Consider the following 18,961-nt stretch of genomic DNA (forward strand, 5'->3'; position numbering starts at 1 on the left):
TCGAAACACATCAAGGTGGTGCAGTCCGGCCAGGGCGCCGACGAGGTGTTCGGCGGCTATCACTGGTACCCGCCCATGCAGGGCGCGAGCGATCCGGTCGAGACCTACGCCAAAGCCTTCTTCGACCGCAGCCACGAGACCCTGAAGACCCACCTGAACCCGGAGTGGATGGCGGACACGGACGTCAGCCGCGCCCTGGTGGCGGAACATTTCGCCCGCGCCGGCGCCGAGACCCCGGTGGATCAGGCCCTGCGGCTGGACAGCCAGGTCATGCTGGTGGACGATCCGGTCAAGCGCGTGGACAACATGACCATGGCCTTCGGCCTGGAGGCGCGGGTGCCGTTTCTGGATCACGAACTGGTGGAACTGGCCGGCCGTATCCCGCCCGAGCACAAGCTGAGCCAGAACGGCAAGGGCGTGCTGAAGGAGGCCGCGCGTCTGGTGGTCCCCCACGAGGTCATCGACCGCAAGAAGGGCTACTTCCCCGTGCCCGCCCTGAAATACATTCAGGGCCCCTATCTCGACATGGTCCGCGACGCCCTCGGCTCGCAGGCGGCCCGCGAACGCGGTCTGTTCCAGCAGGGTTATCTGGACCAGCTGTTCGACAAGCCCACCGACCACATCACCCCGCTGCAGGGCTCCGAGCTGTGGCAGGTCGCCCTGCTGGAAATGTGGCTGCAGAACCATGGCGTCTGACCCCCGGCCACGCTTCAAGGGGCACCGCCTCAAGCGCCTTCGCGACGAAGGCCTGAAGCCGGTGGTGGGCGGTCAGGACGGACCGGCCATCACCGAGAACGCCATTCTGGACTGCGGCTGGGGACGGCTGCTGTTCGCCCAGACCTATCCGGACGCCGGCCCGCTGATCGAGGCCCTGCGCGCCGAGGGGCCGGACCGGCGCGACATCGCCTTCTATGTACGCAATCCGCACGTGCTGCTGGCCCAGGCGCCGCAGGAGGTATTCCTGGACCCGTCCCACACCTACCGGCTGGACCTGTCGGTGTACCGGGCCGCCCGGCGGCAGCCGCGCGGCTTCGCCGTGCGCCGTCTGGCCTCCCAAGGCGACGCCGAAGCTATCAACTGCATCTATGCGTCCCGCAAGATGGTGCAGGCCCGCCCCGACTTCATGTGGTCCCAGCGCGAGGGCTCCGCACTCACCTATCTGGTGGCCGAGGACAGCGTGACCGGCCAGGTCATCGGCACGGTGACCGGGGTGAACCACCAGCGCGCCTTCAATGATCCGGAGAACGGCTCCTCCCTTTGGTGTCTGGCGGTGGACCCCCAGGCGACCCAGCCGGGCATCGGCGAGGCCCTGGTGCGGCGGCTGGCCGAACATTTCCAGGCGCGGGGGCTGGCCTACATGGACCTGTCGGTCATGCACGACAACGAGCAGGCCATCGCGCTTTACGAGAAGCTGGGCTTTCGCCGGGTGTCCTTCTTCGGGATCAAGCGCAAGAACCCCATCAACGAAGCCCTTTTCATCGGCCCGGCCGCCGACGACGCGCTCAATCCCTACGCCCGCATCATCGTGGACGAGGCGCGTCGGCGCGGCATCCAGACCGACATCATCGACGCTGAGGGCGGCCTGTTCCGCCTGACCCACGGCGGCCGCTCGATCCGCTGCCGCGAAAGCCTGTCCGAACTGACCTCGGCGGTGGCCCTCAGCATCTGTGACGACAAGCGCATGACCCGCCGCATCGTCGAGCAGGCGGGGGTGACGGTCCCTGAGCGCATCGAGGCCGATGATCCCGAGGCGATCCAGGCGGCGCTGGAGCGACTGGGCGCCCTGGTGGTCAAGCCGGCCCGGGGCGAACAGGGCAAGGGCGTGGCCGTGGGCCTCAAGGACATGGACGCCGTCGAGAAGGCCGTCGCGGCGGCGCGGAGAATCTGCCCCGAGGTCCTGATCGAGCAGCATGTGGAGGGCGAGGACCTGCGGCTGGTGGTGATCGACTTCAAGGTGGTCGCCGCCGCCATCCGCCGCCCGCCCCGGGTGGTGGGCGACGGCCGCTCCACCTTCCGCACCCTGATCGAGCGCCAGAGCCGCCGCCGCGCCGCCGCCACCGGCGGGGAATCCCGCATCCCGCTGGACGGCGAGACGAAGCGCTGTCTGGCCGAGGCCGGCTATCAGCTTGATGACACCGCCCCCGAAGGGCTGGAGGTGGAGGTGCGCAAGGCCGCCAATCTGCACACCGGCGGCACCATTCACGATGTGACCGAAGAGGTTCACCCCGCCCTGATCCGGGCGGCCACGGCGGCGGCGCGGGCCATCGATATCTCGGTTACCGGCATCGATCTGATGGTGAAATCCTGGCGTGAACCGGACTATGCCTTCATCGAGGCCAACGAGCGCCCCGGTCTGGCCAATCATGAGCCGCAGCCTACGGCCGAACGCTTCGTGGACCTGCTGTTTCCCCTGTCCATGCCCGCCGCGGCCGCCCGCGTCGCCCGGGCCCCGAAAGACCACTGAACGGAGGCTTCCCCTGGCCCGCCTGACCATCGACACCGAATACCTCATCGGCCGCCTGCAACGTTTGCTGGGGATCGCCAGCCCCACCGGCTACACCGACGAGGTGGTCTGGGAGGTGTGCCGCGAGCTGGGCCGGCTGGGCGTGGACTACGAGTTGACCCGCCGCGGCGCCATCCGCGCCCGCATTCCCGGTCAGGAGCCCCGCCCGGCCCGTGCGGTGGTCGCCCACGTGGACACCCTCGGCGCCCAGGTGAAGGCGGTGAAGGACAACGGACGGCTCGAGGTCGTCCCCATCGGCCACTGGTCGTCGCGCTTCGCCGAGGGCGCGCGCGGCACGATCTTCTCGGAAAAGGGCGGCTGGCGCGGCACCATCCTGCCCCTGAAGGCCTCGGGCCACACCTTCAACGAGGAGGTGGACGAACAGCCCGTCAGCTGGCGACAGGTCGAGATGCGCATCGATGCCCGGGTGCGGAACCGCCACGACGTGCTGAAGCTGGGCATCGACGTGGGCGACATCATCGCCATCGACCCCCAGCCGGAATTCCTGGACAACGGCTTCATCGTCTCGCGCCATCTGGACGACAAGGCGGGCGTCGCCACCATGCTGGCGGCCATGAAGGCGGTCATGGAGGACGCCCAGACGCCAACGGTGGACACCTACTGGCTGTTCACCATCGCCGAGGAGGTGGGCTCCGGAGCCTCGTCGGTGCTGGTGCCTGACGTCGCCTCCATGATCACCGTGGACAACGGCACCACCGCCCCGGGCCAGAACTCCGACGAGTTCGGCGTCACCATCGCCATGGCCGACCAGACCGGTCCCTTCGACTTCCACCTGACCCGCAAGCTGGTGAAGCTGGCGCGGGAGGAGGACATCCGTTTCCAGAAGGACGTGTTCCGCTACTACCGCTCGGATTCGGCCTCGGCCCTGGAGGCGGGGGCCGACATCCGCACCGCCCTGATCACCTTCGGCGTGGACGCCAGCCACGGCTATGAGCGCATCCATGTGCACGCCCTGCGCTCCCTGGCCGAACTGCTGACCGCCTATGTCATGAGTCCGGTGGAGATCGAGCGGGACGCCAGCCCCATGGCCGGGGTCGAGGGCTTCACCCACCAGGATCAGAGCGAGGCCCACGAGAAGGCTGCGGCCGACAAGCCCGCGCCGGAGCGGGACGGCCCCAAACCGCGCTGACGGAACAGGGGTGTATCCCCGCCCGTTGGTCTCTCACACCCCTGAGAGGAGACCGACATGCTGGCATGGGAACTTGTCTATCCGCTGGGCGCACTGGCGCTCGGCGTCGTTCTGGCCGTGATGCTGTGGCGCAACCACAAGCGCAACAAGCGCGTGGACCCCGTCACCGAGGCTGCGACCCGCGAACAGTACGACCACCCCGATCGCTATGACCGGAAGACCCACGACCAGTTCGAGGCCGAGGCCGACCGTCGCAAATAGGCCCCGCCCTGCTATAGGGCGCGGATGAAGACCGAAGAGTTCGAGGTTCTGATCGTCGGCGCGGGCGCCGCGGGCATGATGTGCGCCATCGAGGCGGGCAAGCGCGGTCGCCGCGTGCTGATTGTCGATCACGCGTCCGCGCCCGGCGAGAAAATCCGCATCTCCGGCGGGGGACGCTGCAATTTCACCAATCTGGGAACGGGTCCGGCCAATTTCCTGTCGGAGAACCCCCGCTTCGCCACCTCGGCCCTGCGCCGCTACAGCCAGCACGACTTCATCGCCCTGATGAACCGCCATGGCGTCGCCTGGCACGAGAAGACCCTCGGCCAGCTGTTCTGCGACGACAGCGCGAAACAGATTATCCGAATGCTGACCGGCGAGATGCGTCAGGCGGGCGTGACCCTGCGCCTGAACACCGCTGTCGAGGCGGTGGAGCGGGACGGCGACGGCTTCCTCTGCCGCCTGTCGGACGGCGGCACGGTGCGCGCCGCCTCGCTGGTGGTGGCCACCGGCGGCAAGTCGATCCCGAAGATGGGCGCCACCGGCTGGGCCTATGATCTGGCGGCGCAGTTCGGGGTGCGGGTGGTCCCGACGCGGCCGGCGCTGGTGCCCCTGACCTTCGAGCCGGGCCTGCTGGAGCAACTGAAGCCTCTGGCGGGCATATCGGTTGACGCGGTGGTGGCCCACGGCCGCACCCGCTTCGCCGAAGGCCTTCTGTTCACCCACCGGGGCCTGTCCGGCCCCTCTATCCTTCAGATCAGCTCCTACTGGCGCGAGGGCGAGGAGGTCACCGTGGCCATGGCCCCGGGCGCGGACGTGTTCGGGACGCTCAAGGCCGCGCGCGCCGAAAACGGACGACAGGCGGTGCACACCGCGCTGGGCCGCATCATCCCCGCCCGTCTGGCCGAGAGCATAACGGCGCGCGAAGGCCTCACCGGCAATCTGGCCGACCAGCCGGACAAGGCGCTGAAACAGCTGGATCAGGCGGTCAACGCCTGGACGGTCAAGCCGGTGGGCTCCGAGGGCTACCGCACCGCCGAGGTGACCCTGGGCGGCGTCGACACCGCCGCCCTGGACCAGCGCACCATGGCGGTGAAGACGGTTCCGGGTCTGTACTTCATTGGCGAGGCGGTGGACGTCACCGGCTGGCTGGGCGGTTACAATTTCCAGTGGGCCTGGTCATCCGGCTGGTGCGCGGGTCAGGTCTGCTGAAGACCTGAGGCATGTATTTTTGGTGCAGGAGGCTGCTGTGGCGGACACGACATTCAGGCGAGCAGGGCGGGAGGACCTGGGCGGCATTCTGGCCCTGCTGGCCGACGACGACCTCGGGCGAGACCGCGAGTCGCTTGCCGACGAGGACCTGCCGGACTACCGCGCGGCCTTCGAGGCCATCGACCGGGATCCCAACCAGCTTCTGGCCGTCGCTGCGGATGGACCCGACATCTTTGGCTGCATGCAGATCACCTTCATCCCGGGACTGGCCCGCCGCGGCGCCTGGAGGGGTCAGATCGAGGCGGTGCGGGTCGCGCCGTCACGGCGGGGCGACGGCTTGGGCGCGCGGTTCCTGGCCTGGGCAGTCGAGCAATGCCGCGCACGGGGATGCCGACTGGTGCAGCTGACGTCGGATAAACAACGCGATCGGGCCCATGACTTCTATCGCGTGCAGGGGTTCGAAGCCTCCCATGTAGGGTTCAAGCTGGATCTCAGCGTTCCACCCCGACCTGCGGGCCCTCGTCGGTCTCCACCAGCACATAGCGAGGGCTGAAGCCCCGGCCCCGGCCGCTGGCCACCGTCACCACTTCATCCAGCGGCGCGACGCGGATGTCGGCCTCGGGGCGCGACACGTACAGTTCGGCGTGCAACAGGCCGTCGGCCTCCAGACCGGTGACGTCCAGCTCCATGTTCGTCAGGGCCGCGAGGGTCTGTTCGAACTCCCCGGTGTCGCGGAACCGGCGCTGAACGAAGGTGGCGCCGGCCAGCTTCTCGGTCACCAGACCGCGCGCGGCCATGGCCTCGGCGATGCGGTCATAGGGAAACATGCGCAGCACGAACGACACCACCCACGGCTTGCGGTCCGCGGCCGCGTCCACCAGCTGGCCCAGGGTTGTCTCGGTGACATAGCCCACCGCGCCGGTGGACAGGATCATGTCCGCCTGACCCACAACCGCCCGCTGGTCGTCGGTCAGGACGCCGGACTCGAGATCGGCGACGACCCCCTGATCGATCAGGCCCACGGCCCGGGCGTAGTCCAGGGCCGGGGCGGAGATGTCCAGACCCAGCCAGCGCGACGCGTCCATCCCCGGCCAACCGGCCAGATACATGCGGTCCAGCACCCGCAGCTGATCGGGCGTCAGCGGCATCATCTCGCGCCTGGCGTAGCGCCGGTGCAGGTCCCCAAAGCCCAGCGGCCGCCGGTTGACGGCGGCGTTGACGCCGTAGGAGCAACCCACGTCCAGCACCGTCGGATTGTCTCCGCGCAGTGCTGAGCGAGCGCCCATGATTTGCCGCATGACCGGCGCGGCCAGATCGGGAATCATGTAGTCGAGACCGCCCAGGACGGTAAAATACTGCCGTGGATCAGGCTGTGTATAGATCGTGTCGAAATCAGCCTTGTTCTCATTGATGTCCGAAAACAGTTCGTTCACGCGCGCCTTTCCACGGCCGGTGAGCGCCGTGATCGATGGACCGGAATGCAGATTACGTCCCTACATCTATGTGATGCGGCTTTCCGCTTCAACCGAAGCGGCGGCTTGCGGGGCCACGTCTGCCCGGTCTATGCCTGTGCTTGCGGGACGGGCCCCTCTGGCGCGGTCTTCAGGGACCACGTGATGTCGGACCGCATCGGGCGCAGCCCGGTGTCGAGGCCTGTCCACGTCCCCGGCGGCTGCGTTCGATCCCTCCCATGATCTTGCGAGACCGCCCATGCCCCTTCTGATGTGCCCGAACGACAATGCTCCCATGCAGACCGTGGAGCGCTCCGGCGTCCAGTTCGACATGTGCCCGACCTGCCGGGGAGTCTGGCTGGACCGGGGCGAACTGGAAAAGCTGATGCAGGCCGCCGTTGACGTCGGCCCTGCGCCCTCCGCCCCCCAAGCGCCGTCTGCCCAGGCTCCCTGGTCCCGGCCCGCGCCACGCCCGGCGCAGCCGCCGCACGGTTATGGAGAGCGTGGTGAATACGGCGAGCGGGGCGAAAGGGGGGAGCACGGCGAGCGTGGCGAATACGGCCACGGGGGACATCGCCGCAAGCGCCCCAGCATCTTCGACATCTTCGACTAGGGCCGGATCGGTGGGTGGAGTCGCCAGGCGACTCCGCCGACGCCTCAGGCCGATCTAGGCGGCCAGGCCCGCCGCCTTCATCAGCGGCCGCAGCGGCGCCAGCACCCCGGGTTCGGCCGACAGGGCGGCCCGCGCGTCGGGCGTCTTGAAGATGCGGATCGCCTCCGCCCTGGCGCGGTCAGCCACGGGGCCGAACGGCGCGGTCTCGCCGCTCGCCAGCTTCAGCAGCACGGACAGGCGCCGCACCGGCGGCAGGGGCGATTTGGCCACCTGGGCCACCAGCTTCGCGTCCGCCTCCACCAGCCCGGCCACGGCGCCGATGCGGCCGCTGATCTCGGCCTCGTCCTTCTCGCCCAGCGCGGCGGCGCGGACGCCCTTCTGAAGAACGGCGAGGGCGGCCAGGCGCTGGGCGGCCAGGTTCGGCGGTCCGCCGCGCTGCTCGGTCTCGAATCTCAGGGCGCCGACGCAGGCCGACAGCCAGCGGCCGGCGGCGCGCTTGTTGGCCGCGCCGGTGACGTTCTCGCAGAGCCGCACCAGCGCCGCGGCCTCGTCTACAGCCGATTTGCAGCTGGCGGCGTAGGCGCCAACGAAATCGGCGGTGACCAGGGCCTTTGACCGCTGGACGAAGGCGTCCTGCACCTCGTCCAGCGACAGCAGCCGGCCGGTGGTCGCCGTCAGGGCCATGGCCAAGGTCCGCAGGATGTCGATCTCGCCCGGGGCGTCGCCGGGCCGCAGGCGCCGCGCTCCCTTGAGCTCGCGGATCACCTCGCGCGCCATGGCCGCGGCCAGCAGGCGGAACTCCCCGGACGCCAGACGACGGCCAAGGCGTTCGGCCGGACCGTCCACGGGCGGCACATGGGCGGCCAGACGCGGCTCCATCCGGATCAGCATCTCCATCTCATTGGGCGCCACCATGCGCACGATGGCGGCGAGGTTTCCGCCCAGGTCCAGGGAGGGCCCCAGAATTTCGGCCCGTCGCGGCGGCGCGGCGAACAGCTCGCACAGGATCTGTTCGACCGCCACCAGCACCATGGCGCGCGGCGCGCCCTCAGCCGGAGCGGCGTCCACCAGATCCATCATCCGCTCAAGGCGCGCCCGGCCGCCCGTGACGTCCCTAAGCGCGCCGCAAACAGCGCCGCCCATCAGGAAACCGCGGTCGGCGTGGCCCTCCAGCTTCAACGCCAGTTCGGCGATGGACGTCCCGGGTGTGTTCAGGTCGGTGAACAGGCCCTTTCGTCCCGCCTCGATGATCCGCTCGGTCGTGGCCTGGATCAGCTTCTGATAGTGGCGGATCAGGTCATGCACCGGCAGTCCGGTGGCCTGGCTTTCGGGCACGGCCACCTTCTGGACGGCGTGCTGAAGCTCCACTCCGGAGGCCTCCAGAATCTCCGTCAGATCGGGTCGGTGCAGCAATTCGAACGGCGTCGCCTGGCGCCGCTTCAGCCAGTCCTCCAGCACCCGGCCGATCACCTCGCGCGCATGGGGCGCGTAAAGATCCTGCGGAGTCATGCAGTTGGACGGCTGGTCGTCCTGACGCACGATGCGTTTCCGCTTCACCTCGGGCGCGCCCAGGGTCAGCACCGTGATGCTCTGGAACTCCATGGACTCGGGGTCCAGGGTCTCCTTGGTCACGCGCACGGCGACGGCGCGCTTGTCCGCGAGCAGGTCCTCGGCCGTCTCGACGGCCTGTTTGCGGTTCTCCGTCGCCTGCAGCAGGCTCCAGGAATCCGCGGGCGCCTTGCGGATATAGATTTCGTAGTGGACCGGTCCGGCCATTCCAGCCTCGGAAAGTGCGTTTCTTCGCCATCATGCGGCCAAGCCTTTAAGGTCGCGTGAAACAGCGGCGGCGAAACAGGTCTCCCGAAACGAACGGTTACGCTTGCCGTGCGTTCAGGGGTGTCAACTTTCGACGCGCCGCACTATCTGTGACCTGCAGGCGCGTTCCGGAACGCATGAGGAGACACCATGGCCAACATCACCCTGGTCGATGACGACGAGAACATCGTCGCGTCCGTTTCGATGGCGCTGGAAAGCCACGGCCACAAGGTGACCGCCTATCACGACGGCGCCACGGGCCTGGACGCGCTGGAGTCCAGCCCGCCCGACCTGGCCATTCTGGACGTCAAGATGCCCCGCATGGACGGCATGGAGGTGCTGCGCCGCCTGCGCCAGACCTCGACCCTGCCGGTCATCATCCTGACGTCCAAGGACGAGGAGATCGACGAGATCCTCGGCTTCAACCTCGGCGCGGACGACTACATCCACAAGCCGTTCAGCCAGCGGCTGCTGATCGAGCGGGTCAAGGCCCTGCTGCGGCGCGTGGGCGCCGACGCCGAGGACGCGGAGGCCGGCGGCGACGTTTCGGGCCGCGCCATCAAGCGCGGCAAGCTGAGCATGGACCCGGCCCGCCATGAATGCACCTGGGAGGGCCGCCCGGTGAAGCTGACGGTCACCGAGTTCCTGCTGCTCCAGGCCCTGGCCCAGCGGCCCGGCTTCGTGAAGAGCCGCGACAACCTCATGGACGCCGCCTACGACGATCAGGTCTATGTGGACGACCGGACCATCGACAGCCACGTCAAGCGGATGCGAAAGAAGTTCCGCGTGGTCGATCCCGAGTTCGACGCAATCGAGACCCTGTATGGCGTCGGATACAGATACAGAGAAAGCTGACCGTTCGCAGGGTGCGGCCTCGCTATGGGCCGCGCGGTGGCGAAGCCTGAGGCTGCGTCTGGCCGGATCGCGGCTGGGCGCCCTGATCCTGGCGCTGAACCTGCTCAGCCTGCTGATCCTGTTCGTCGGCGCCCTGCTGCTGAACGAGTGGCGCCGCAACCTGATCGAGGCGCGGCTGGAATCCCTGACCTCCCAGGCCGAACTGCTGGCCAATGTCCTGGGCGAGCTGGGCATCACCCGGGGGGAGCCCGTGCCCTATCTGGACGGGCTGGCCGCCTCCCAGTGGCTGCGGGACAATTTCATCCCTCGCGGGCAGAGAGTGCGGCTTTACGACCAGAACGGCCTGCCGCTGATCGACAGCTACGCCGTCACTGAACAGATCCCGGGCGAGGCGCTGGATCCGGCCCTCCCGGCCGGCGCCGCACCCCCCGCGCCCCCTGACCCCGCAAGGGAGAGCGCCCGGATCGAACGGGCGCGGGACGCTTTGAACGAGGAGGTGCAGCGGGCCCTGGCCGGCGACCCCCAGACCAGCATCCGGCGGGCCGAGACCGGTGAGCGCGTGGTGTCGGTGTCCCTGCCCGTGCGCCATGTGCGTGACGTCCTTGGCGTCCTGACGCTGGAGGCCGGCGATGTGGACGAAACCCTGGACGCCCAGCGCCGCGCCCTGATGCCCTTCGCCTTCGTGGCCCTGGCGGTGTCGCTTCTGACGTCCCTTCTGATCCACCTGTTCGTGGCCCGGCCGATCCTGCGCCTGTCGGCGGCGGCCGATCAGGTGCGCCTGCAGAGGGCGCGGGCCATCTCCCTGCCCGACCTGGAGGAGCGCAAGGACGAGATCGGCGATCTGGCCCGGTCGCTGGAGACCATGACCGCCACCCTGTCGGACCGCATGGACGCCATCGAGCGCTTCGCCGCCGACGTCAGCCACGAGATCAAGAATCCCCTGACCTCCATCCGCTCGGCGCTCGAGACGCTGGAGCTGGTCAAGTCGCCCGGGGACAAGGCCCGTCTGACCGCCCTGCTGCAACAGGATGTGAGCCGGCTCGACCGCCTGATCACCGACATCTCCAACGCCTCGCGCCTGGATGCAGAGCTGTCGCGGGACCGCCCGCGTCCGGTGAATCTGTCGAAACTTCTGGACGACATCGCCTCGATCTATGTGGCCACCCAGCGGCCCGGCGACGTCACGGTGCGCTTCACCGATGCCCTCAGGGGCGCCGCCCAGGTCACGGGCCGCGAGGGTCCGCTGGGCCAGGTGTTCCGCAACCTGATCGACAACGCCCGCTCGTTCAGCCCGCCCGATCACGCCGTGCGTGTCGCCCTGGAGGGGCAGGGCGACCGCGTTCTTGTGCGGGTGGAGGACGACGGCCCCGGCATTCCGTCGGACAATCTGGAGACGGTGTTCCAGCGCTTCTACACCGCGCGGCCCAAGGGCGCGGCCTTCGGAGGGAATTCGGGACTGGGTCTGTCCATCGCCCGACAGATCATCGAGGCTCACGGCGGGACCATTCACGCCGAGAACCGCACGGACGAGGCCGGCGCCGTCACCGGCGCGTGCTTCGTGGTCGCCCTGCCGCGCGCCAGACCCGTATCGAAGGCCAAGCCCCGGCCCGGCGCCGGGGACGCCGATGGCTGAGCTGATCCACGCCTGCGCTGCGGCCCTCAGGCTTCCGGAGCGGGGCTGGAGCGGCGTTCTGCTGACCGGGCCGTCCGGTTCGGGCAAGAGCGACCTTCTGCTGCGCCTCATCGGGGGGGGCTGGCGCGCGGCGGCGGACGACTACGTTCATGTCTGGTCCTCCCGGGGCCGCCTCTACGCCCGGGCGCCGGACCGCATCGCCGGCCGCATGGAGATCCGGAGTCTGGGGATCACCCCGATTCCCGCCTTGCCCTTCAGCCGCGTGGATCTGATCGCCCGATGTGTGGAGCAGACGCCCGAACGTCTGCCCGAACCGGCGTTCCGCAACGTGGCGGACGTGCGTGTGCCGATGATCGACCTGCAGGCCCTGCACGCCTCTGCGCCGGTGCGGCTCGCCGTGGCGTTGAGGACCCTTGGAGCCGGCCCTCCTTTGCCCTATTGAAGCCGGTCTGGCCGCAGACCCGCTCGGGGCGCGGCCGGTCGACACGGGGCCGGACGGTCCGACGGGGGCGCGAAGTTTCGTGAGGCGTTGCATGGCCACGTCAGCCATCTCTTCATCCGTTTCGGGCGGGTTCGCATGATCGGACTGGTGATCGTCACCCACGGGGGGCTGGCGACGGAATTCCTCTCCGCCATGGAGCATGTGGTGGGCCCCCAGCGGGCCACGGCCGCCATCTGCATCGGCCCCGAGGACGACATGGAGCGCCGCCGTCAGGACATCGTCGACGCCGCCGCAGCGGTGGACGAGGGCGAGGGCGTCATCCTGCTGACCGACATGTTCGGCGGCACCCCCTCCAACCTGGCCATTTCGGTGATGGAGCAGACGAAGGCCGAGGTCATCGCCGGGCTCAACCTGCCCATGCTCATCAAGCTGGCCAGCGTCCGTCAGCGCGAAAGCCTTGAGGCCTGCGTGGCCCACGCCCAGGATGCGGGCCGCAAATACATCGCCGTGGCCTCATGGGTTCTGGCGGGCGAGAAATGAGCGAGACGGCCAGCGTCACGGTGGACATCTGCAACGCGCGCGGCCTGCACGCCCGCGCCTCGGCCAAATTCGTCAAGCTGGCCTCCGGCTTCCAGTCGGAGGTCAAGGTGACCCGCGAGGGGGTCACCGTGGACGCCCGCTCCATCATGGGCCTGCTGATGCTGGGCGCGGGCCAGGGCTGCCCCATCGAGATCGCCGCCGAAGGCCCCGACGCCGCCGAAGCCGTCGCCGCCCTCAGCGACCTGGTCGGCTGCCGCTTCGAGGAAGAGCAGTAGGGCGGATCTCGCGCCGGCGGCCCTTGGTCATCTGATCAGGAAAGACGCCTGGTGGAGCCGAGGGGAGTCGAACCCCTGACCTCGTCATTGCGAACGACGCGCTCTACCAACTGAGCTACGGCCCCGTGCCGGGGTTCCAGGCGAGGGCGCGACATAGGCGGGGCGGCCCTGCGGTGTCAATAGAATCCCGCGCGTCCGGACGCGGATCGGCGGAAGGGTTTGGCGCGGGCGGCGAAGACCGCTAGAAGCGCCTCGACAACCCCTTGGGAGATTTGGGCGCGGCATGGCCGGTTTCATCTGTTTCATCGTCGGCGCGCTGCTGACTCTGCTGTTCTGGGCGATCATCATCAGCGCCATCATGAGCTGGCTGTTCGCCTTCGACGTGATCAACTACCGCAACCGGTTCGTGGCCCAGATCGCGAGCTTTCTGGACCAGGTGACCGGACCGCTGCTGGCCCCCCTGCGCCGGGTGATCCCGCCCCTGGGCGGCATCGACGTGACGCCGATCATCGTGCTGCTGGTCCTGCGCGGGGCGCAGCTCTACCTGCTGCCGCCCTTCTGCAGGCTGCTGTACGACGTCCTGCCCTTCTGATGACGCGGCTGACCGTGCGGCTCACCCCGCGCGGCGGCGCTGACCGCATCGACGGCTGGGAGACCGACGCCGATGGACGCCCCGTGCTCAGGGCGCGGGTGCGCGCCGCGCCCGCGGACGGCCAGGCCAACGCCGGCCTCCTCGCCCTGATGGCCCGTGCGCTGAAGATTCCCAGATCCGATGTGATCCTCGCGCGGGGCGCCGCGGCCCGCATCAAGACGCTTGAGATCGCAGGGCTTTCCGAAGCCGACATCCGCGCGCGGCTGGATTTGGACGGCTGAGGCGGCGATTGGGGCTTTTCCTGTCCGCCCTGACGCGCTTTGATGCCCCACGCTTCCAGATCGGGAAACGCAAGGGGCTGAAATATCCATGATTTCTCATCGCATGCGGGGCCGCGGCCTCGCGCTCGCGGGCTGTGCGCTGGCCGCCCTGGCCCTCACCGCCTGCGCCACAACCGGGGCGACCGGCAATGGGGCCGAGACGGCGTCGGCCCCCGCCCGGGAGCGCGCCGACCTGCCGCGCGGCCTGGACGCAGCCGCCAATCCCGATCCGTTCCCCTCCACCTATCAGCCCCTGCCGCGCCGTGACGCCGCCATCGTGGGCGCCACCGTCTTCACCGCCGCCGGCGAGCGCATCGAGAACGGGGTGGTCATCATGACCGACGGCCGCGTGGCGGCGGTCGGCGGCCCGAACACCCCCGTGCCCCAGGGCCATCAGGTGATCGACGCGCGCGGCCGCTTCGTCACCCCGGGCCTGATCGATGTGCACACCCACCTGGGCGTCTATCCCTCGCCGGGCGTGATGGGCATGTCCGACGGCAACGAGGCCACCAACCCCAACACCAGCTATGTCTGGTCGGAGCATTCGGTCTGGCCCCATGATCCCGGCTTCAACACCGCCCGCGCCGGCGGCGTGACCACGCTCCAGGTCCTGCCCGGCTCGGCCAATCTGTTTGGCGGCCGCTCGGTGACCCTGCGCAATGTGCCCTCGGTGACCATGCAGGGCATGAAGTTCCCCGGCGCTCCCTACGGCCTCAAGATGGCCTGCGGCGAGAACCCGTCGCGGGTCTACGGCTCGCGCAACCAGAGCCCGGCCACCGGCATGGGCAATGTGGCGGGCTACCGCTCCGGCTTCATCGAGGCCCAGAACTACGCCCGGCGCTGGAACAACTGGCGTGAAAGCGGCACGGGCGAACCGCCCAACCGCGACCTGCGGCTCGAAACGGTCGCGGGCGTCCTGTCCGGCGACATCCTGGTCCAGAACCACTGCTACCGCGCCGACGAGATGGCGGTGATGCTGGACATCGCCGGGGAGTTCGGCTTCTCCATCCGCGCCTTCCACCACGCCACCGAGGCCTACAAGGTCGCCGACATGCTGGCCGAGAACGAGGTCTGCGCGGCCATGTGGACGGGCTGGTGGGGCTTCAAGATGGAGGCCCTGGACGCCATCGAGGAGAACGTCGCCTTCGTGGACGCCCCGGCCAACAGCTGCGCCGTCATCCACTCGGACGACGACACCCTGATCCAGCGCCTCAATCAGGAGGCCGCCGCCGCCCTGTCCGCCGGCCGCCGCGCCGGGCTGGAGCTCAGCGAGGAGGACGCCCTGCGCTGGATCACCATCAACGCCGCCCGCGCCATCGGCGTGGAGGACGAGACCGGCTCGCTGGAGCCCGGCAAGCGCGCCGATGTGGTGATCTGGGACGTGAACCCGTTCAGCGTCTACGCCCGGGCCCAGCAGGTCTTCATCGACGGCGCCCTGACCTACGACCGGACCGATCCGGCCTATCAGCCGCGCACGGACTTCGAGCTGGGTCAGCCCGGCCAGCCCAACACCTTGGGAGGCGCCCAATGATCCCCCGTTCTTTCCTTAAAACTCGCTTCTTCAGCGCCCTGGCGGTCTGCGCCCTGGCCCTCGCCGCCGCGCCCGCCATCGCCCAGGACACAGTCGCCATCACCAATGGCCGCATCCTGACCGGCACGGGCGAGATCGCCTCCGGCACGGTGGTGATCCGCAACGGCCGCATCAGCGCCGTCGGCCCCGACGCCGCGGTGCCCGCCGGCGCCCGCGTCATCGACGCCGCGGGCCGGGTGGTCACCCCCGGCATCGTGGCGGTGGACTCCGGCATCGGCAGCGGGGAGGTCTCCTCGGTCTCCGGCACAAATGACCTGCGCCAGTCCAGCAACAGCCTCAGCGCCGCCTTCGACGTGTCGCGGGGCCTCGACCCCTGGTCCATCACCATTCCGGTGGCGCGCCTCGGCGGCGTCACCCGCGCGGTGGTCATGCCCCAGCATCCGGGCTCGTCCGGCGGCCATGTGCATGAGCACGACGCAGCCGGCGCCGGGCACGGCGGCTATCACACCCCGGGGCTGTTCGCGGGCCAGGCGGCGGTGGTGCATCTGGCGCGCGGGACCGACATCCTGGTGCGCGCCAATGTGGCGATGGTCGCGCCCTTCGGCGAGGCCGGGGCCGGCATCGCCGGCGGCGCGCGCGGGGCCGAGTTCACCCTGTTCCGGGAGACCCTGGCCGAGGTCCGCCTCTACGCCCGCAACCGGCAGGCCTATGAGCGCGCCGGCCTGCGGGACCTGTCCCTGTCCCGCGCCGATCTGGAGGCCCTGATCCCCGTGGCCGAGGGCCGCATGCCGCTGGTGGTCAGCGCCCACCGCGCCGCCGACATCCTGCAGGTCCTGCGTCTGGCGCAGGAGGAGAACATCCGCCTGATCCTGGACGGCGCCGAGGAGGGCTGGCTGGTGGCGGACCGGATCGCGGCGGCGAACGTGCCGGTGCTGCTCAACCCGCTGGCCAACCTCCCCTCCAACTTCCAGGTGCGAGCCGCGCGGCAGGAGAACGCCGCCCGACTGCACGCGGCGGGGGTGACCATCGCCATCAAGCCCGGCGGGTCCGCCCACCGGGCCCGGGACGCCCGCTACAACGCCGGCAACGCCGTGGCCAACGGCCTGCCCTTCGAAGCCGCCATCGCCGCCATCACCGTCAATCCGGCGCGCATCTTCGGTCAGGAGGGCTTCGGCGCCCTGGCCGTGGGGCAGGCCGCGGACGTGGTGGTCTGGTCCGGGGACCCGCTTGAACCCCTGAACCAGCCCGAGGCGGTGTTCATCGCCGGGGTCGAACAGCCCCTCCAGGCCCGCAATCTGGAGCTGCGCGACCGCTACCACCCGAACCGCGACCGGCGCATGCCGCACGCCTATAGTCCGCGCTGAGGCAGGCGCCCGCGAGGATTGGAAAGGGCGGTTCTCCGGAGCCGCCCTTTTTCACGCCCGGCGCCCGGGCGAAACGTCGCAACCGCCGTTAATCCCTGCAAAACCACTTCGGGAGCAAGGGTATCGCATTCTCACGGCGGGTTCGAATCCGCTCATATTTTTAGAGACTTACAGTGTCCGCCGATAATCTTTCGCAACGCATGGCCTTTATGCGCCTGGCTGAACCTTCTGCGGCCTATCGGGCCATGGAGCCTGTTCTGCGCGAGGTCCTGCCCGAAGCCCTCGCCCGCTTCTATGGTCAGATCGAGCAGACGCCGGAGGTCCGGCGCTTTTTCTCGAGTCCCGGCCACATGCAAGCCGCCCAGGCCGCCCAGGCCAGACACTGGGACGCCCTGATTCGAGGGCGGCCCGACGCGGACTATGCGGCCTCGGTCCGCACCATCGGTCAGGTCCACGCCCGCATCGGGCTGGAGCCGCGCTGGTACATCGGCGGCTACAGCGTGATCCTGGCCGAACTGGTCAAGGCCGTCGCCGCGCGCCCCCGCAAGAAGCTCGCCGGCGCCGCCCATGAGGCCCGGACTGCGGAGGCCGTGGCCGAACTCACCCAGCGGGTCCTGCTGGACATGGATCTGGCCATCTCCATCTATCTGGAGGCGCTCCAGGCCGAGCGGGATCGGGTCGCCGCCGAGCAGCATGAGGCCGAGGCCCGTCAGGCGCGCGTGGTGACGGCCCTCGGGTCCGCCCTGAAGGCCCTGGCGGCCGGAGACCTGTCCGTCTCCATCGAACAGCCCTTCCCGGACGAGTACAGCTCGCTCCGGGACGACTTCCATACCGCCGTCGGCGCGCTTGAAGCCGCCATGTCCGGGGTCGTGGAAAGCGCCGCCGCGCTCTCGTCCGCCTCGGCCCAACTGGCCAGCGCCTCGGATGATCTGTCGCTCCGCACCGAACAGCAGGCCGCGCATCTGGAACGCACCGTGGCCACGGCCGACGGGATCGCCAAAGCCGTCGCCCAGACCGCCGCCGACGCCGCCCAGGCGGCGGACGCCGCGGCCTCCACCCGCCGCGAGGTGGAGGAGGGGGTCGCGGTGGTGGTTCAGGCCCGCACGGCCATGGAAGCCATTCGCGCATCCTCGGAGAACGTCGCGGGCTTCGTCAGCCTGATCGACGAGATCGCCTTCCAGACCAACCTCCTGGCCCTGAACGCCAGGGTCGAGGCGGCGCGGGCGGGCGATGCGGGCCGTGGCTTCGCGGTGGTGGCCTCCGAAGTCCGGGCCCTGGCCCAGCGGTCCGCCGAGGCTTCCGGTGAAATCCGCGACCTGATCCGGCGCTCCGGCGAACAGGTGGTCGCGGGCGTGCAGCTTGTGGACCGCACAGGGCAGGCGCTGGAGCGCATCGACGCCCAGGTGGCCAGCGTGGACGGGCTGGCCGAGGCCATGGCGTCCTCGGCGCGCCGTCAGGCCGATGATCTGGGTGACGTGAAGGCCGCCTTCGCCCAGATGGACTCTATCACCCAGCAGAACGCCGCCATGACCGAGGAGGCGACGGCCGCCACCCGGCAGATGGCGGGCGAGGCCGACGGCCTGAACCGTCAGATGGGCCGTTTCCGCCTGGGCGGGGCGCGAGGCCCGATCGAAAGTCTGCGGCTGGCGGGCTGAAGATTGCGGGTTCATCCCCGGCGCGGGCGCTGCTAAGCCGCCTGTTCGAGGAGGCCCCCGCCATGAACGCACCCGTCCGCATCCAGGACCTGTCCATCCCGCGCCACGACTGGACGCTGGACGAGGTCGAGGCCCTGTTCGCCCGGCCGTTCATGGAGCTGGTGTTCGACGCCGCCGCCGTGCACCGACGCTGGTTCGACCCGTCCGCTGTTCAGCGATCCCAGCTGCTCTCGGTCAAGACCGGCGGCTGCGCCGAGAACTGCGGCTACTGCAGCCAGTCGGCCCACTTCAGGACCGGCCTCAAGGCCGAAAAGCTGATGGATCCGCAGGTGGTGATCGCCGAGGCCATGGCGGCGAAGGCCGGCGGCGCGGACCGCTTCTGCATGGGCGCGGCCTGGCGCGAGCTGAAGGACCGCGACCTGCCCAAGCTGGCGGCCATGATCGGCGGGGTGAAGGCCCTGGGTCTGGAGACCTGCGCCACCCTCGGCATGCTGACGGCGGATCAGGCCAGAGAGCTCAAGGACGCCGGGCTCGACTACTACAACCACAACCTGGACACCGGCCCCGAATATTACGCCGAGGTGGTCACCACGCGGACCTATCAGGAGCGCCTGGATACGCTGGAGCATGTGCGGAACGCCGGCATGGCCACCTGCTGCGGCGGCATCGTCGGCATGGGCGAAAGCCGCCGCGACCGGGCGAGCCTGCTGCACGCCCTGGCCACCCTGCCCGAACACCCCGACAGCCTG

20 protein-coding genes and 1 tRNA gene are annotated in these 18,961 nt (G+C 69.5%); 18 read left to right on the top strand and 3 right to left on the bottom strand.

The features are described 5' to 3' along the window. From C0461_RS08685 to C0461_RS08710, 6 genes are all read left to right on the top strand, one after another. On the top strand, nt 1-696 hold a 696-nt coding region (locus tag C0461_RS08685), incomplete at its 5' end, for an asparagine synthase-related protein (protein WP_292105819.1). Beyond that, on the top strand, nt 686-2,464 hold the full coding sequence (gene ngg / locus C0461_RS08690) for an N-acetylglutaminylglutamine synthetase (RefSeq protein WP_292105822.1): 1,779 nt from the start codon (nt 686-688) through the stop codon (nt 2,462-2,464). The genes C0461_RS08685 and ngg, both read left to right, overlap by 11 nt. 28 nt (nt 2,465-2,492) lie before the next feature. Next, a complete protein-coding gene (locus tag C0461_RS08695) occupies nt 2,493-3,653 on the top strand; it encodes an osmoprotectant NAGGN system M42 family peptidase (protein WP_292105856.1) in 1,161 nt (386 codons plus the stop codon). A gap of 57 nt (nt 3,654-3,710) precedes the next feature. Beyond that, nucleotides 3,711-3,914, top strand: a complete 204-nt coding sequence (locus tag C0461_RS08700; protein WP_292105823.1) for a hypothetical protein — start codon at nt 3,711-3,713, stop codon at nt 3,912-3,914. Nucleotides 3,915-3,938: 24 nt separating this feature from the next. Next, nucleotides 3,939-5,126 carry an NAD(P)/FAD-dependent oxidoreductase gene (locus tag C0461_RS08705; RefSeq protein WP_292105824.1) on the top strand — a complete coding sequence of 396 codons (1,188 nt, stop codon included), beginning with the start codon at nt 3,939-3,941 and terminating at the stop codon, nt 5,124-5,126. A 37-nt stretch (nt 5,127-5,163) separates the two neighbouring features. Further along, the gene (locus C0461_RS08710) at nt 5,164-5,679 is read left to right on the top strand and encodes a GNAT family N-acetyltransferase (RefSeq protein ID WP_292105827.1); all 516 of its coding nucleotides are present in this window, start codon (nt 5,164-5,166) and stop codon (nt 5,677-5,679) included. Here the strand turns inward: C0461_RS08710 and C0461_RS08715 are convergent. Then, entirely contained in the window at nt 5,618-6,559 is a 942-nt protein-coding gene (locus tag C0461_RS08715) for a hypothetical protein (RefSeq protein WP_292105829.1), read from the bottom strand. The genes C0461_RS08710 and C0461_RS08715 overlap by 62 nt on opposite strands. Nucleotides 6,560-6,836: 277 nt before the next feature. Between C0461_RS08715 and C0461_RS08720 the strand changes: the two genes are divergently transcribed. After that, the gene (locus tag C0461_RS08720) at nt 6,837-7,190 is read left to right on the top strand and encodes a zf-TFIIB domain-containing protein (RefSeq protein ID WP_292105831.1); all 354 of its coding nucleotides are present in this window, start codon (nt 6,837-6,839) and stop codon (nt 7,188-7,190) included. A 54-nt stretch (nt 7,191-7,244) separates the two neighbouring features. Here C0461_RS08720 and C0461_RS08725 read toward each other — a convergent pair whose 3' ends face one another. Then, nucleotides 7,245-8,966 (bottom strand): hypothetical protein, encoded by a 1,722-nt coding sequence (locus C0461_RS08725; protein WP_292105833.1) that lies wholly within the window; start codon nt 8,964-8,966, stop codon nt 7,245-7,247. Nucleotides 8,967-9,155: 189 nt separating this feature from the next. On the opposite strand from C0461_RS08725, the gene C0461_RS08730 reads away from it, so the two are divergent. The 5 genes from C0461_RS08730 (at nt 9,156) to C0461_RS08750 (ending at nt 12,750) form a co-directional block, all read left to right on the top strand. Beyond that, nucleotides 9,156-9,860: a response regulator transcription factor gene (locus C0461_RS08730; protein WP_021696437.1), complete on the top strand. Its 705-nt coding sequence runs from the start codon at nt 9,156-9,158 to the stop codon at nt 9,858-9,860. Further along, entirely contained in the window at nt 9,829-11,493 is a 1,665-nt protein-coding gene (locus C0461_RS08735; protein WP_292105835.1) for an ATP-binding protein, read from the top strand. Before C0461_RS08730 ends, C0461_RS08735 begins: the two co-directional genes overlap by 32 nt. Continuing rightward, entirely contained in the window at nt 11,486-11,935 is a 450-nt protein-coding gene (locus tag C0461_RS08740; protein WP_292105836.1) for a serine kinase, read from the top strand. The genes C0461_RS08735 and C0461_RS08740 overlap by 8 nt, the downstream gene beginning before the upstream one ends. A gap of 135 nt (nt 11,936-12,070) precedes the next feature. Beyond that, a complete protein-coding gene (locus C0461_RS08745; protein ID WP_292105838.1) occupies nt 12,071-12,475 on the top strand; it encodes a PTS sugar transporter subunit IIA in 405 nt (134 codons plus the stop codon). Then, nucleotides 12,472-12,750, top strand: a complete 279-nt coding sequence (locus C0461_RS08750; RefSeq protein ID WP_292105839.1) for an HPr family phosphocarrier protein — start codon at nt 12,472-12,474, stop codon at nt 12,748-12,750. Before C0461_RS08745 ends, C0461_RS08750 begins: the two co-directional genes overlap by 4 nt. A 49-nt stretch (nt 12,751-12,799) precedes the next feature. On the opposite strand, the gene C0461_RS08755 is transcribed toward C0461_RS08750, so the two are convergent. Continuing rightward, nucleotides 12,800-12,875 (bottom strand) — tRNA-Ala (locus C0461_RS08755). A 158-nt stretch (nt 12,876-13,033) separates the two neighbouring features. Here C0461_RS08755 and C0461_RS08760 point away from each other — a divergent pair. From C0461_RS08760 to bioB, 6 genes are all read left to right on the top strand, one after another. Beyond that, nucleotides 13,034-13,342 carry a YggT family protein gene (locus C0461_RS08760; RefSeq protein ID WP_292105842.1) on the top strand — a complete coding sequence of 103 codons (309 nt, stop codon included), beginning with the start codon at nt 13,034-13,036 and terminating at the stop codon, nt 13,340-13,342. Further along, entirely contained in the window at nt 13,342-13,623 is a 282-nt protein-coding gene (locus C0461_RS08765) for a DUF167 family protein (protein WP_292105845.1), read from the top strand. The genes C0461_RS08760 and C0461_RS08765 overlap by 1 nt, the downstream gene beginning before the upstream one ends. An 88-nt stretch (nt 13,624-13,711) precedes the next feature. Further along, entirely contained in the window at nt 13,712-15,193 is a 1,482-nt protein-coding gene (locus C0461_RS08770) for an amidohydrolase (protein WP_292105846.1), read from the top strand. Further along, nucleotides 15,190-16,557, top strand: coding sequence for an amidohydrolase family protein (locus tag C0461_RS08775; RefSeq protein ID WP_292105848.1), 1,368 nt, complete (start codon nt 15,190-15,192; stop codon nt 16,555-16,557). The genes C0461_RS08770 and C0461_RS08775 overlap by 4 nt, the downstream gene beginning before the upstream one ends. Nucleotides 16,558-16,730: 173 nt before the next feature. Further along, complete coding sequence (locus C0461_RS08780) at nt 16,731-18,212, top strand: globin-coupled sensor protein (RefSeq protein ID WP_292105851.1); 1,482 nt, start codon at nt 16,731-16,733, stop codon at nt 18,210-18,212. Between the two features lie 62 nt (nt 18,213-18,274). Further along, nucleotides 18,275-18,961, top strand: a 687-nt coding sequence (bioB, locus tag C0461_RS08785) for a biotin synthase BioB (protein ID WP_292105853.1), incomplete at its 3' end; no start/stop codon positions are given.

Origin of the sequence: Brevundimonas sp. (genome assembly GCF_013823285.1) — a bacterium.
Taxonomy (GTDB): Bacteria; Pseudomonadota; Alphaproteobacteria; order Caulobacterales; family Caulobacteraceae; genus Brevundimonas.

Bases quoted from the DNA above. Each gene is read 5' to 3' on its own strand.
- ngg (WP_292105822.1), top strand. From the start codon at position 686: ATGGCGTCTGACCCCCGGCCACGCTTCAAGGGGCACCGCCTCAAGCGC.
- C0461_RS08700 (WP_292105823.1), top strand. From the start codon at position 3,711: ATGCTGGCATGGGAACTTGTCTATCCGCTGGGCGCACTGGCGCTCGGC.
- C0461_RS08705 (WP_292105824.1), top strand. From the start codon at position 3,939: ATGAAGACCGAAGAGTTCGAGGTTCTGATCGTCGGCGCGGGCGCCGCG.
- C0461_RS08720 (WP_292105831.1), top strand. From the start codon at position 6,837: ATGCCCCTTCTGATGTGCCCGAACGACAATGCTCCCATGCAGACCGTG.
- C0461_RS08725 (WP_292105833.1), bottom strand. From the start codon at position 8,966: ATGGCCGGACCGGTCCACTACGAAATCTATATCCGCAAGGCGCCCGCG.
- C0461_RS08730 (WP_021696437.1), top strand. From the start codon at position 9,156: ATGGCCAACATCACCCTGGTCGATGACGACGAGAACATCGTCGCGTCC.
- C0461_RS08735 (WP_292105835.1), top strand. From the start codon at position 9,829: ATGGCGTCGGATACAGATACAGAGAAAGCTGACCGTTCGCAGGGTGCG.
- C0461_RS08740 (WP_292105836.1), top strand. From the start codon at position 11,486: ATGGCTGAGCTGATCCACGCCTGCGCTGCGGCCCTCAGGCTTCCGGAG.
- C0461_RS08745 (WP_292105838.1), top strand. From the start codon at position 12,071: ATGATCGGACTGGTGATCGTCACCCACGGGGGGCTGGCGACGGAATTC.
- C0461_RS08750 (WP_292105839.1), top strand. From the start codon at position 12,472: ATGAGCGAGACGGCCAGCGTCACGGTGGACATCTGCAACGCGCGCGGC.
- C0461_RS08760 (WP_292105842.1), top strand. From the start codon at position 13,034: ATGGCCGGTTTCATCTGTTTCATCGTCGGCGCGCTGCTGACTCTGCTG.
- C0461_RS08765 (WP_292105845.1), top strand. From the start codon at position 13,342: ATGACGCGGCTGACCGTGCGGCTCACCCCGCGCGGCGGCGCTGACCGC.
- C0461_RS08770 (WP_292105846.1), top strand. From the start codon at position 13,712: ATGATTTCTCATCGCATGCGGGGCCGCGGCCTCGCGCTCGCGGGCTGT.
- C0461_RS08775 (WP_292105848.1), top strand. From the start codon at position 15,190: ATGATCCCCCGTTCTTTCCTTAAAACTCGCTTCTTCAGCGCCCTGGCG.